General features: G+C 60.2%; 12 protein-coding genes. 5 read left to right on the top strand and 7 right to left on the bottom strand.

What is annotated here, in order from left to right; translation table 11 throughout:
• A partial coding sequence (locus tag ACQY7U_RS24135; RefSeq protein ID WP_428650473.1) for an efflux RND transporter permease subunit occupies positions 1-1,530 on the top strand: 1,530 nt, incomplete at its 5' end.
• Between the two features lie 156 nt (positions 1,531-1,686).
• Positions 1,687-2,640: a helix-turn-helix domain-containing GNAT family N-acetyltransferase gene (locus tag ACQY7U_RS24130; RefSeq protein WP_428650470.1), complete on the top strand. Its 954-nt coding sequence runs from the start codon at positions 1,687-1,689 to the stop codon at positions 2,638-2,640.
• An 84-nt stretch (positions 2,641-2,724) separates the two neighbouring features.
• Here the strand turns inward: ACQY7U_RS24130 and ACQY7U_RS24125 are convergent, their stop codons facing one another.
• The 4 genes from ACQY7U_RS24125 to ACQY7U_RS24110 all read right to left on the bottom strand — a co-directional run bounded on the left by ACQY7U_RS24125 (position 2,725) and on the right by ACQY7U_RS24110 (position 6,331).
• On the bottom strand, positions 2,725-3,474 hold the full coding sequence (locus ACQY7U_RS24125; protein ID WP_428650468.1) for an SDR family oxidoreductase: 750 nt from the start codon (positions 3,472-3,474) through the stop codon (positions 2,725-2,727).
• Between the two features lie 98 nt (positions 3,475-3,572).
• Complete coding sequence (locus ACQY7U_RS24120) at positions 3,573-4,418, bottom strand: CDP-alcohol phosphatidyltransferase family protein (RefSeq protein WP_428650466.1); 846 nt, start codon at positions 4,416-4,418, stop codon at positions 3,573-3,575.
• A 26-nt stretch (positions 4,419-4,444) separates the two neighbouring features.
• Positions 4,445-5,152 carry a phosphatidylserine decarboxylase gene (locus ACQY7U_RS24115; protein ID WP_428650482.1) on the bottom strand — a complete coding sequence of 236 codons (708 nt, stop codon included), beginning with the start codon at positions 5,150-5,152 and terminating at the stop codon, positions 4,445-4,447.
• A gap of 228 nt (positions 5,153-5,380) precedes the next feature.
• On the bottom strand, positions 5,381-6,331 hold the full coding sequence (locus ACQY7U_RS24110) for a LysR family transcriptional regulator (RefSeq protein ID WP_428650463.1): 951 nt from the start codon (positions 6,329-6,331) through the stop codon (positions 5,381-5,383).
• 96 nt (positions 6,332-6,427) lie between these two features.
• Between ACQY7U_RS24110 and ACQY7U_RS24105 the strand changes: the two genes are divergently transcribed.
• Entirely contained in the window at positions 6,428-6,619 is a 192-nt protein-coding gene (locus ACQY7U_RS24105; RefSeq protein ID WP_428650461.1) for a hypothetical protein, read from the top strand.
• Between the two features lie 268 nt (positions 6,620-6,887).
• Here the strand turns inward: ACQY7U_RS24105 and ACQY7U_RS24100 are convergent, their stop codons facing one another.
• The 3 genes from ACQY7U_RS24100 to ACQY7U_RS24090 all read right to left on the bottom strand — a co-directional run bounded on the left by ACQY7U_RS24100 (position 6,888) and on the right by ACQY7U_RS24090 (position 10,962).
• Positions 6,888-8,843, bottom strand: coding sequence for an ABCB family ABC transporter ATP-binding protein/permease (locus ACQY7U_RS24100; protein ID WP_428650458.1), 1,956 nt, complete (start codon positions 8,841-8,843; stop codon positions 6,888-6,890).
• Positions 8,844-8,882: 39 nt separating this feature from the next.
• Complete coding sequence (locus ACQY7U_RS24095) at positions 8,883-9,272, bottom strand: ArsR/SmtB family transcription factor (RefSeq protein ID WP_428650455.1); 390 nt, start codon at positions 9,270-9,272, stop codon at positions 8,883-8,885.
• Between the two features lie 136 nt (positions 9,273-9,408).
• A complete protein-coding gene (locus ACQY7U_RS24090; RefSeq protein WP_428650452.1) occupies positions 9,409-10,962 on the bottom strand; it encodes a LysM peptidoglycan-binding domain-containing protein in 1,554 nt (517 codons plus the stop codon).
• 189 nt (positions 10,963-11,151) lie between these two features.
• Between ACQY7U_RS24090 and ACQY7U_RS24085 the strand changes: the two genes are divergently transcribed.
• Together ACQY7U_RS24085 and ACQY7U_RS24080 are read left to right on the top strand one after the other, a co-directional pair.
• Positions 11,152-11,787, top strand: a complete 636-nt coding sequence (locus tag ACQY7U_RS24085; RefSeq protein WP_428650450.1) for a TIGR00730 family Rossman fold protein — start codon at positions 11,152-11,154, stop codon at positions 11,785-11,787.
• Positions 11,788-12,021: 234 nt separating this feature from the next.
• The gene (locus ACQY7U_RS24080; RefSeq protein WP_428650447.1) at positions 12,022-13,275 is read left to right on the top strand and encodes a GGDEF domain-containing response regulator; all 1,254 of its coding nucleotides are present in this window, start codon (positions 12,022-12,024) and stop codon (positions 13,273-13,275) included.
• The last annotated feature ends 176 nt before the right edge of the window (positions 13,276-13,451 follow it).

The following is a 13,451-nucleotide window of genomic DNA, read 5'->3' as shown; positions in this document are numbered from 1 at the left end:
GAAAACGTCATCACCAACGCCTTCACCCCAGGCGGTTCGTCCGGCGGCCCGTCCGTCGGAGACGTTCAGGACAAGCCGGCAGACGTGATGGGCGAAATCAACATCGAGCTCGCGAACTTCTGCTGTCGCCGGGTGGCAAAGGAGATCTTCGCAGACATCCGGTCCGCGACGTCGGACATTCCCGGCATCAAGGTGGAAACCCGGAAGATCGAAGGTGGCCCGCCCACCGGCAAGGACCTGCAGCTCGAAGTCAAGTCGACCGACTATGACGACATGATCGCAGCCGTTGCCCGCATCCGCGGTCACATCGACGGCGTCGAAACCCTGATCGACCAGGAGGACGACCGTCCCCTGCCCGGCATCGAGTGGCAGATCTCCATCGACCGGGAACAGGCAGGCCGCTACAAGGCCAGCATCGCCTCCGTCGGCAACATGGTCCAGCTGGTTACCAACGGCGTGCTGATCGGCACCTACCGTCCGGGCGACAGCGAGGATGAAGTCGACATCCGCGTCCGTCTGCCGGAGAACGAGCGCACGATCGACCGGTTCGACCAGCTGCGCCTGCAGACGGAGCTCGGCCTTGTCCCGCTGGCGAACTTCGTCAGCCGCGAGCCCGCGCAGAAAGTGTCCGAGATCGTTCGCCGCGACGGGCTCTATTCGATGTTCGTCAAGGCGACCGTCAATCCGGAAAGCGGCTCCAACCCGACGGAACAGGTTGCGGCTCTGCAGGAATGGCTCGATGGCCAGGAATGGCCGTCCAATGTGTTCCTGAAGTTCCGCGGCGCTGATGAGGACCAGAAGGAGTCCGGCATCTTCCTGATGAAGGCTGCCGCCGCCTCGCTGTTCCTGATGTTCCTGATCCTGTTGACGCAGTTCAACTCGTTCTACCAGACGTTCCTGACGCTCTCGACCGTGGTTCTGTCCGCATTCGGGGTCCTGCTCGGCATGCTGATCACCAACCAGCCCTTCTCGATCATCATGACCGGGACCGGGGTGGTGGCCCTTGCGGGGATTGTCGTGAACAATGCGATCGTCCTGATCGATACCTACAACAGGTTCCTGGAAGACGGTCTCGAGCCGCTGGATGCGATCCTGAAAACTTCCGCACAGCGTATCCGGCCAATCCTGCTGACCACCATCACCACCATTGCCGGCCTCGTGCCGATGGCGACCATGATCAACTTCGATTTCTTCAATCAGGTGATCAGCTATGGCGGCATCACGGCGGTCTGGTGGGTGCAGCTGGCCACGGCGGTGATTTCGGGTCTTGCGTTCTCAACCCTGCTGACGCTGCTCATGATCCCGGTGATGATCGCTGTGCCCAGTGTCTGGGGTAAGCTGTTCTCCAATGCCTTTGGAGGGTACCGGCGCCGATCCGCACCCAAAGGGGTGGTCGCCGCAGTCACGGATCCCGCGGCCCCCGGCGATCAGCAGGAAGAGCAACGTCCCGCCGCAACCGTGGTGGCCATGCCGAAACCGGCGGCCCCGAAAGTCCCCCCGCAGGAGGAATTGCCGCACGCAGCGGAATGACCTTAAATCCTCCACCCAAGAGGCCGCCGTTATCCGGCGGCCTTTTTTGTTGGCGGTCAACTCCTTTTTTCCGGCGACTTCTTTTTTCCGTCCGGCCTCTTGAACATGGTTGACCTCAATCATATAGTTGCACAATACAACTATAGGGAATTTGAAATGACCTCCCCATCCCCCGCCATTGTAAATGAAATCCGGGCGGCCTCCCGGCAGCTCGTCCGAGAGTTCGGCTTTCTGGACAAGACCATCGCCGGAACGGATCTTTCCGGGTCCGGGGTCCATGCGATCCTGGAGATCGGTCTCCAGCCCGGGATCACGGCCAGGGACCTTGCCGCCAGACTGAAGCTGGAGAAGTCGACGATCAGCCGACTGCTCAAGTCGCTGGAAGCGCGCGGAGAAATCAGCCAGACCCGGCTGGAGCAGGACGGGCGTGCCTTTGGTCTCAACCTCACCGACACGGGACGGGAGACCTACTCCAGGATCGACCGCTTCGGCAACGACCAGGCCCTGGGGGCGCTTGCGCGCATCAGAACCACCTCGGCGCAATCCATCGCCAGCGCGCTGAGCACCTATGCCGAAGCTCTGGCCTCCCCCGAAGGCGAAACGGCGCCACTGGCGGCAGGTCATGAAATCGCCGAAGGTTATCAGACCGGTATGATCGGAGATGTAGCGGCACTGCATGCGCGCACCCATGGCCCCATCGTCGGCATGGGTCCGGCGTTTGAAAGTGTGGTGTCCCGGGCGATGGCCGAATTCATGCCAAGGATCGGCAATCCGGTGAACAACAGCTGGAGCATCGTCGACAACGGCGAGGTGATCGGATCGATCAGCATCGACGGCGAGGACCTTGGCAACAACGTCGCCCACTTGCGCTGGTTCATCCTGTCCGAACGCTTGCGCGGCAAGGGGCTCGGCAAGAAACTGCTCGCAAAGGCTCTCGAGCATTGTGATGCCCACGGTTTCGACGAAATTCACCTATGGACCCTGAAAGGCCTGGCCGCCGCCCGGTCCCTTTATGAAAGCCACGGGTTCGAGCTGGTGGACGAATATGTCGGAAACCAGTGGGGCAAGGCGGTCACGGAGCAGAAATTCATCCGCAAACGACCGGTATAACCGGCCGCCGTCCCGGTTCGGCCGCGGCCGGGACGGCAACTGACCGGTGCGGGAAATGGATGTTCCCGGCCGGACGGACTGTACTCAGGTCTTGCTGATCGAGTTGCCGCCGTCACAAAGCATCGCAGATCCGGTGACGAAGGATCCGGCATCGGACAGCAGGAATGCGGCTGCCTGGGCAATCTCTTCCGGTTCCGCCATTCGCTTGAGGGCATGCAATCCGGCGACATATTCGTGAAACGCGGGATCATCGCCGGCCATTTCCGTTTTCGTCCCTCCTGGCAGCAGCGCATTGACGCGGATGTTGTCCTCTCCGCATTCCACCGCCAGAACCTGCGTCAAACCGATCAAACCGGCCTTGGCGGCCGCATAGGCAGCCATGCCGGGTATTCCGATCGTGTAGCCGACGAAGGACGAGGTGAAGACGATTGATCCACCTCCCCGCGCCTTCATGGCCGGGATCTGGTATTTGGCGGCGAGAAACGCGCTGTTGAGGTTGGTGGCAAGTACCTGGTTCCAGGTCTCCAGGCTCATCTCCGGCACAGGACCCATGTCGCCCAGCATGCCGGCATTGTTGAAGGCGCCGTCCAGACCGCCGAAGGCGTCCAGCGTCGCCTTGACCGAGCTTTCCGAAAAGGTGGGGTCGTCGACGTCGCCAACAAAAAGGGAGATGCGACCAGCAGCATCCGGCAACGACGCCCGAACCTGCTCCAGCCGGTCTTCCCGCCGTGCCGCCAGCATCAGATTGGCACCGGCGCCGGCCAGAAGACGCGCCGCCGCAGCTCCGATGCCACTGCTGGCACCTGTGATCAGGATCGTTTTTCCGTCAAGCATTTCAAAGGCTCCTCAAGTTGTCGAGGACACCCAATTGAACCACATTTGCGCTGAACGAAACCCGATTAGCGAGACCCGAAACCAGATCCGGCCAGGACCTAGGCCTTGTCCCGGTCGCCGATGTTGTCGAGGTCCGTGTCGCACTCGTCGCCGTCGCCATCCAGGTCCAGACGCTCATCTGCCTGAACAAGCTTGCGGTGCGCACGCCAGGAAAACGGAATCGACAGCAGGTAAAGCACGGATACCCCGGCGAGCATACGGAAGGGATAACTTGCTGTAAGCGCGACGACGAGAACGGCGAACAAAAACAACGGTAGAACAAAATCGCGTCGAATGCGTGTACCGAAACTCTTGCCGGAATAGGTCGGCAGGCGGCTGATCAGAAGAAAGGCGATCGCGATCGTATAGGCCGCGACGAAAGCTTCGTCCGCGAACCAGTGCGGGAACAGCCCGAGGAAATCCAGGTAGAGCGGCAACAGGACCGTCAAGGCCCCTGCCGGCGCCGGAACGCCGGTGAAGAAGCGCGACGCCCAGGCAGGCTTGTCCGGATCGTCCAGCGCCGCGTTGAAGCGGGCAAGCCGCAGTGACATGGAAATGGCGAAGATCAGCGCGGCGATCCAGCCAAGGGAGCCTGCGTCCTTGAGGATCCAGAGGTACATCATCAACGCCGGCGTGACGCCGAAGTTGACGAAATCCGCAAGAGAGTCCAGTTCGGCCCCGAACCGGGACGTTCCCTTCAGCATCCGGGCGACGCGGCCATCAAGGCCATCGAGCACCGCTGCCAGCAGAATGGCGCCGACGGCAAATTCCCAACGCCCCTCATAGGCCATGCGCACGGCCGTCAGGCCGGAACACAGCGCCAGAAGCGTCACCATGTTCGGCAGGATCAGGCGCAACGGCACGCGCCGGAACCTCGGGGCCCGCTCAGGCTTCAAGTCTTTCATTTGTGGCGCCTGGGTCACGGCCGGCCTCAGCTCACACGGGTCAGGACCGGGGCCTGACCTTGCGGTTGCGTCAGATCCGCCAGTACGCTCTCGCCGGCAATCATGGTCTGGCCGAGCGCGACCTTCGGCACCGTGCCGTCCGGGAAATAGACATCCAGACGCGAGCCGAAGCGGATCAGGCCGAAGCGGTCCCCGGTGCCGAGCGTCTCCCCTTCACGAACGAAGCAGACAATACGGCGCGCCACGAGACCGGCAATCTGTACAACGCCGATTTTCGTATCGCCCGCCTCGATCACGAGGCCGTTGCGCTCGTTGTCATCACTCGCCTTGTCGAGTTCGGCATTCAGGAACTTGCCGGCCCTGTAGGCCACCCGGAGAACCCTGCCGCCGAGCGGTGCCCGGTTCACATGGCAGTTGAAGACATTCATGAAGATCGACACGCGCATCATCGGTTCGGTGCCAAGCTCGAGTTCCGCGGGCGGGCGGGCAAGACCGACATGGCTGACCACGCCGTCGGCGGGTGAAACCACCAGCCCCTCGCCAATAGGCGTCACCCGCTTCGGATCACGGAAGAAATAACACACCCAGCCGGTGAAAATGAGGCCGATCCAGAACAGCGGATCGATGAACCAGCCGACAACGAGCGTCGCTACCAGGGCAATGGCAATAAACGGCCAGCCTTCCCGATGGATCGGAACCATGGCCTTGGTAACGCTATCTACGATCGACATAATCACTTTCCGTTTTTGAAACAGGTCATTTCTTTCATCCGGCTTCCGGGGCCGGCCAGTCGTTACCGAATGATGTCGGTGCTACAGGCCATCCCGCCAACTTGTGCCTATTGCCGGATGCTCCCGCAGTCGCGATTTGCCAGACTGCGGCAATGCACCTGTTGCACTTGTCCTTGTTGTCTTCGCTTCTAGAGCCTTTCTCGGGCAATGAGAACAGGCTTTCTTTGAAATTCAGTCAGACAACGTGCTGCTTTCCCCCGACTTTCCCGGCCTCGCCAGCCGATAGTCGGTATCCCAGTAGGGCGTGCGGCCGTATTTGGAAATCAGGAAGTCGACAAAGGCGGTCACCTTGGGTGGTACGAACTGGCTCGGCGGATAGACCGCCCAGATCGCACCTGTCCTGGCAACGGGATAGTCTTCCATCACCGCCACCAGCCTGCCGTCGCGCAGGTCCTCCCATACATGGGCCAGGGACTTCACGCTCAGGCCGATGCCCTCGATTGCGGCATCATAGGTCAGGTCGCCGCTGTCCACCTTGATGACCGGCTTCTTGATTTCGAAGGAAATCTCCCCGTCCGGCCCCTCGAAATACCAGACCGGCACGGACGCCATGCTGATGCAGTCGTGATTGGCCAGGTCTTCCGGTGTCTTCGGGATGCCCTTGCGGGCCAGATAGTCCGGCGAGGCGCACAGCGCTCTCGGATTGCCGCCAAGCCTGCGGGCGAGCAGCGAGGAATCCACCAACGGCGCCCCCCGGATCGCCAGGTCATAGCCTTCCTCGATCACGTCGACGATCTTGTCCGACATGTCCATTTCCAGCTGGATGTCGGGATAGTCCGCCCGGAACTCGACCAGATACGGCAGGATGTGCTTGCGTCCGAAAAAGGTGTTGCAGGAGATCCGGAGAAAGCCGCGCGGCGCCCCGCTGACGGCATCCAGGATCGATCGTGCCTGAGCGATTTCCTGCAAGGCGATCCGGGCATGGGCCAGCAGAACCCGTCCGGCCTCCGTCAGTGTGACCCGGCGTGTGGTGCGGGCCAGGAGTTGCGCCCCGAACGCTGTCTCCAGTGTGGTCAGGCGCGAGCTCGCCGCGGAAGGTGACAGGCCGATTTCACGCCCGGCACCCGACATGCTGCCGAGTTCTGCAACCCGAACGAAGAACTGGAGATCTTCAAGCCTCATTATCCCAAACTTTCAAATAATCTATTCGAATTAAGACATATTCTTCTAACTACCGCAATATGAGACAAGAGGTCACTACATTCAAAGGAGACCGGCATGTTGCACTCAGGTGATGAATACGAGATCCGCGCCCGTTCGGAACGTCAGCGGGAATTGCGTCGTTTAACAGGATTTGTGAGGGATTTTCTGACCGGCGGGGATATCCGGGTTAGCTCCACTCAGGCTCACCGGCTCGACGGCGGCGCTTGCGCCAACGACCAGATGCCGAGAGCTGAACGCGCGGCCTGACAGCCGCGCGGATATGGGCAGCGACAAGACAGATCTTGTCTTCCCGGTCGTTATTGCCACTCTTCCGAACTTGCAAATTCAGAAAACACGCCCCCATCCTCCGTCGTGCCTTGGCTTGACCATGACAGCCATGCTGTTCGTCTCGGTTCGGAGACCGCTGTTTCAGGCAAGGTCACGGCATGGATTGCCGGATAAAGTCCGGCAATGACGGAGATAGGCGGAATTGTGAGCCCAGTGAGTAGGACTGGGGATGCCCGTTCGCCATGCCTTACTTCGCGGGCACATAGTCCGCCGTGTGGCCGCGGGTGACGATGCCAAGATCGTCGTTTTCCCGCGCGGCACGCAAGCGTTCCTCGGCCTCGTCCGCTTCGCGCTGACGCGCCCACATGGAGGCATAAAGGCCGTTCTTGTCGAGCAGTTCCAGATGGGTGCCGCGCTCGGCGATCTGACCGGCTTCCAGTACGATGATCTGGTCGGCATTGACCACGGTCGACAGCCGGTGGGCGATGACAAGCGTGGTCCGGTTCCGGGAAACCTGGTCCAGTGCCGACTGGATCTCCCGTTCCGTATGGGTATCGAGCGCCGATGTCGCCTCGTCCAGGATCAGGATCGGTGGGGACTTCAGGATCGTGCGGGCAATCGCCACACGCTGCTTTTCTCCGCCCGACAGTTTCAGACCGCGCTCGCCGACCTCGGACTGATACCCGTCCGGAAGCCTTTCGATAAAGTCGTGGATCTGCGCCATGCGGGCGGCCGCGCGGACTTCCTCTTCGCTTGCTTCGGGGCGGCCGTAACGGATGTTGTAGGCAATGGTGTCGTTGAAGAGCACCGTGTCCTGCGGCACCATGCCGATGGCCTGGCGCACGCTTTCCTGGGTGACGTCACGCACGTCCTGCCCGTCGATCTCCACCGCTCCGCCTGTAACGTCATAGAAGCGGAACAACAGCCGCGAGATGGTGGACTTGCCGGCGCCGGATGGTCCGACGATGGCGATCGTCTTGCCTGCCGGAACCTCGAAATCAACCCCTTTCAGGATCGGCCGTTCGGGATCGTAGTGAAAACGCACATCCCGGAAGACAATCTTGCCCTCAACGGCCTTCAGCGGCTCGGCTCCAGCCTTGTCCTCGATTTCGGCAGGCACAAGCAACAGGTCGAACATGCTCTCGATGTCCGCCAGCCCCTGCCGGATTTCTCGGTAGAGAAACCCGATGAAATTCAGCGGTATGGAAATCTGCATCAGGAGCGCGTTGATCAGAACGAAATCGCCGATGTTCTGTTCCCCCGCCATCACGGCCTTGGCTGACAGTCCCATGCAGGCCGCCATGCCGACACCCAGAATGGCCGCCTGCCCGAAGTTGAGCCAGGCGAGCGAAGTCCAGGTCTTCGTTGCCGCCTTTTCGTATTTCGCCATGGAAACGTCGAAGCGCGCGGCTTCCATGTCCTCGTTGCCGAAATACTTGACCGTCTCGAAGTTGAGCAGGCTGTCGATGGCCTTGGAATTGGCGTCCGTATCGCTTTCGTTCATCTCGCGGCGGATACCGATCCGCCAGTTGGAGGTTTTGATCGTGAACCAGACATAGGCCACGATCATCACCGCGACGATGACCACATAGAAGAAACCGAACTGGTACCAGATGACTGCCGCCATGATGGCAAATTCCAGCACCGTCGGAATGCCGTTGAGGATCGTGAAACGGACAATCGATTCAATGCCCTTCACGCCGCGTTCGATCACTCGGCTGAGACCGCCGGTGCGCCGTGCCAGATGGAAGCGCAGGGAGAGCCGGTGCAGGTGACGGAAGGTCAGGATGGCAAGCTGGCGCACGGCGTGCTGGCCGACGCGCGCGAACAGCGCGTCACGCAACTGGTTGAAGCCAACCGCCAGAACCCGTGCGGCATTATAGGCCAGCACCAGCATCACCGGCGCAACGATAAAGGCGGGCAGGTCCGCCCCCTCGCCCGTCAGTGCATCCGTCGCCCAGGCAAAGAAGTAGGGTGACAGAACCGTCACGACTTTCGCGATGACCAGAACAAGGATTGCCAGAAGGACACGCTGCTTGAGGTCCGGCCTGTCGGACGGCCAGATGAAAGGCCACAGATTGGCAAGCGTTGTAAACGTATTGCCCTCATCGGCGCTGACGGACTTGGCATGCGCTGCCTGGGAAGAACTGCTTGCTGCCGCGGCCGCAGGTTTTTGCGGCGAGGTGGCTGATTGATCTGTCACACACTTTCTCCGGGCCGCCTTCAGGGACGACCAATCTTGTCAGCTGTTGGTAACCGGTATTTCGTCCCCGTCCGGGACCGCCGGTTGCGCAGAATTGAGACGGGACCAGAAGTCGCTGGAGCAGCGCTCCGCCTGGGCGAGTTTTTCCCAGTTCAGATAGTAGTGGCAGTTGCGGCCGCGCGGGTCGCAGATCAGCAGTTCGGCTTCCTTCAGCACCTGCAGGTGCTGCGAAACGGTCGATTGGGCCAGCGGCAGGTGGTTGACGATCTCGCCACAGCAGGCATCGTTATGCACCGCAAGATGCTTGATGATGGCAATACGCGCCGGATGGCCAAGCGCCCTGAAAATGGAGGAAAGCTCTTCGCAGCTCGCCAATCCTTCCTTCTGCGCCTTGCAACCGGCATCTGACGGCAGGTCCGTCCCACTCATCAAGCCGCTCCTTCTCGTCACGAAAAATTGTCTCATCGGTGATATGCGATGAAACAGCACAAAAACAAGGGGCAAAACCAAATGAGCAGGAAACCGCTTCCGGTTTCCTGCTCATTTTTCTTCAGTTTTGCTTGGGTCAGCCGTTGCTGCCGTTTCCGTCAGCAGGTTTTTCCCAGTTCAAATCCCCTTCCGGAGTCAGGAAGACCTGCCCGGGATAGATCAGATCCGGATTCCGGATCTGGTCCTGGTTCGCCTGATAGATGGTCGTGTACCGCACGCCATTGCCGTAAAGACGGCGTGAGATGCGCCAGAGATTGTCCCCCTTGCGGATGATCACCACCGGCAGCGCCTTTCGGACCTCGGCCCCCTGCCCGTCCTGACCGCTGCTGGCGCCTGTCGCCACGACCTTGGTCAGCACGATCTGCTGCTCTTCCTGCTTCTCGAAAGTCACGGCCGCACGGGCATCGACCTTGTCCCCCTGCTTGCTGATGAGATCGGCCCGGACCTCGACGTTGCCTTCGGAAAGGTTCTTGCTGCCTTCGACCAGCCACTTGCCGCTGGAATTGACCTTCGCCTCGCCCTGATAGTCGTCGCCGACATAGACCCGCACGGAAGACCCCGGCTCGCCCGTTCCCGCCACAAAGACCTTGTTCTTTTCAGATTCGACTGCCTCGACCGTCACTGCCGGAGCGTCTGCCTGGGGTTCGGATTCATTTGCAGCCGCTCCGGACGTTACCGGTTGTGTGCCACTGCCGTCCTGTCCGGCGGGTTCCTCCCTGGAACCGCCTTGTGCCGTCGCGACCACCACCGGAACCGGTTGCTCGCTCGCCGCGGATGCCGTGCTTTCGGCCAGTTCGGAAGAAGTCTCTTCCGCTGCTGCTGCCGCCACTTCGCCGCTGCTGCCGGAAACCGGCTGTTCTACCGGCTCTTCCGCACTTGCCACGACGGTGTTCTCGGCAGCCGGCTGACCTGACGCGGTTGCGGTTGCCGCACCGCCGTCTCCTTCAGCCGGTGTTGCTGTGCCTGCAGAGGCATCCGCCACCTCGGTTTCCTCCGTGGCAGGATCGGCTTCAGCCTGAGCGACCTGCTCAGCCGCATCCGGTTTCTGCAAGATGTCGGAGGGGCCGTCCGGCGAGTTCAGAACCACCAGAGGCTGCTCCTTGCCGCCTTCAGGCACGGAAACCGCCAGATGCTGTTCGGATTTTTCGACGAGGCTCCCCTGATCGTCATGTACTTCCAGGGCAACGTCGTAGTCCCCCGGCTTCAAAGGCTCGTCGAGGATGATGGTCCACTCGCCGGCCTCGTTGGCAATGCTCTTGCCGACAACCTTGCCGTTGGCGGTCAGGGCAACGATCGCCCCTGCATCCGACCTTCCGGCCACAACGGTTTCGCCCGTCGGCTCCACTCCGACCACATCGAAGCTCGGCCCTTTGACCGGAGCAGCCGTAGCGTCCGGCGCGTTGGCATCCGCCGCCTGTGTGGATGCGCCTTCGCCCGCAGCAGGCTGCGCCGCTGTTTCCTCTTCCTGGCCTTTTCCACTGTCGATGGACGGCGTCTTGGTGGAAACCGCTTCGGAAGAATTCTGAAGCGGAAATTCACCGCCGGTCTTGTAGAAATACCCGGTTACCAGGGCCGCCAGCGCAACCGGTACTGCCACGATCAAAGTCCAGATCAGCGTCTGTTTGTTCATTGCTTGTCCACCCGGAATAGCAGAAGGAATGGCTCATGCTTTTCCGTGTCTTTCCCCTTTGTCGGCCTGAGCTGCGGCCTTGTGATTTCTTCTCAGGCCCATCCATAGCGGCCTTTTCAAGGCGCGGCAAGAAATCGTACTTGAGTCACAATGCCTTTCAAACTGAGTGCTTGCCTTTCGGCAGACACGATGCCACATCTTTGCGTCATGAATACGGTTTCAGAAAATCAGCTTAAAAGCGTCTGTGTCTATTGCGGGTCCAGTTTCGGCTCGGACCCCACCCACGAAGCCTCCGCAACGCGCCTCGGCCAGTTGATCGCCGAAGCGGGACTGCGGCTCGTCTATGGCGGCGGGTCCGTCGGCCTGATGGGTACGGTCGCCAATTCCGCTCTGGAGGCGGGCGGCAAGGTAACCGGCATCATCCCGCGCTTCCTGGAAAAGCGGGAAGTCATGCTGGAGACGCTGGAAGACCTTGTCATCACCAACGACATGCACGAGCGCAAGCATCTCATGTTCCAGAAGGCGGATGCCTTCATCGCCCTGCCCGGCGGCATCGGCACGCTTGAGGAAGCCGTGGAGATGATGACCTGGGCCCAGCTCGGACAGCACCGCAAGCCGGTCGTACTTGCCAACATCAACGGCTTCTGGTCGCCTTTGCTTGAACTCTTCGATCACATGCGCGCTCAAGGCTATATCCGTCCGGAAACGGAAGTTCCCTATCTTGTGGCCAGGACGATCGACGACATTCTGCCTATGCTCCGCCAGGCGGTTTCCGGAAAACCTCATTCGACTTCAGGCGACTACGCTTCGCTGACGGATCTCTGAGATCTTCCCTGGCCGGCTGTTTGGCCTTACCCCGTCGGGCGGCGCTCCGCGCCGTCTGTGGCGGTCCTCGTCCTTTAAGACGGTACGCTTTGAGACGACATTTGCCCGGTTGAGGGCTTCGTTTGGAGGCACGTATTTTCCGCAAGTGTGATTTGTTCAAAAAGTGCTTTAACGATTTGAACTTAGCAATTTCGGATAGTACCGTTGATACGGAACTGAACCAGGGGCATTTTCATGCAAACGACCCTTCTTGTCGAAGACGCTGCATTTTTCGAAAAAGCGATCGTCAAGAAATTGCATGAAGTCGGCCGCCATCAAATCATGGTCGCGCGCAACTATGCGGAGGCAGAAAGCTGCCTTGACCTGCCCATCGAAGAACCTGACCTTGCTCTGGTCGATCTGACCTTGCCCGATGCACCGGACGGCGAAATCGTCGACCTTTGCAGCGCGCGGAACATTCCGACGATTGTCTTCACCAGCCGGTTCGATCCGAAAACCCGCAGCAAGATGCTGAACAAGGGAGTCATCGATTATGTGCTGAAGGATTCTCCGGGCAGCCTCAACTATGTCGCGGACCTGATCCGCAAGTTGGCCAAGAATCCGCAGATCGGCATTCTCATCCTTGACGACGCCACCGTCGAGAGAGAGGCGATTGCGCAGATCGTCTCAAAACACCTCTATCGAGTCTATCAGGCTTCCTCCACCGACGAGGCCCTGCGGCTCCTGAAGGAGCATACCGACATCAAGCTGGTGTTGAGCGATTACTTCATGCCGGAAAAGGACGGGTTCGACTTCCTGAAAGCCGTGCGCCGCACCCACAGTCCGGAGCAGGTCGGCGTCATCGGCATGTCTTCCTTTGCCAATTCGGACAACCGGGTCCGGTTTCTGAAATACGGGGCGGCCGATTTCGTGGACAAGAATTGTTCACCGGAAGAGCTGCTGCTCAGGATTTCCCAGAACCTCGACTACATCTATCGCATCGAAGAACTCAACAACATGGCGATGCGGGATGCGCTGACCGGCCTCTACAACCGCCGTTTCCTGTTCAACGAGGCCTGGCGGTACATAAGGAAGTGGACGCCGGCACCGGGCAAGGACAATTGGGTTGCCCTCTTGGATCTTGATTCCTTCAAGGAGATCAATGACCGGCTCGGCCACGATTTCGGAGACGAAGTCCTGATCCGTTTTGCCCGCCACCTGGAAAAGACCGCGGGCGAGAACGAATTCGTCTCCCGCCTCGGGGGCGACGAATTCTGCGTCGTCTTCCGGGAAAGAACAGAGGCGGAAGTCATGCAGAGCCTTACAGACCTCCTCGACACCATTCGCGCAACGCCAGTCAGGCTCGACGGAGAAGAGCACACCATGCAGACCAGCATCGGCCTCGCCCCGCTCACGGACAGGACGTTCGGCGACGCCCTGAAGACGGCCGATCTCCGGCTCTACAAAGCCAAACGGACCGGGCGGGGAAAACTGATTGCCGCTGACTGAACAATTTCCGCCGTGTAGCAACAAACCAACGTTTGCCAGCAAGATCCCGTCCAGCGGCCCCATTTGCGTTTCCCTACCCCAATCACCTGTTGGAGCCAGGTTCTCAGCTCAACGAACAACACAGCTAAAATGATATACATTGGCTATTCCCCACTCCCCACAAATTGAGGAGGATA

This window comes from Roseibium sp. (assembly GCF_050301095.1).
Taxonomy (GTDB): domain Bacteria; phylum Pseudomonadota; class Alphaproteobacteria; order Rhizobiales; family Stappiaceae; genus Roseibium.
This window is presented reverse-complemented; position numbering and strand designations above follow the sequence as displayed.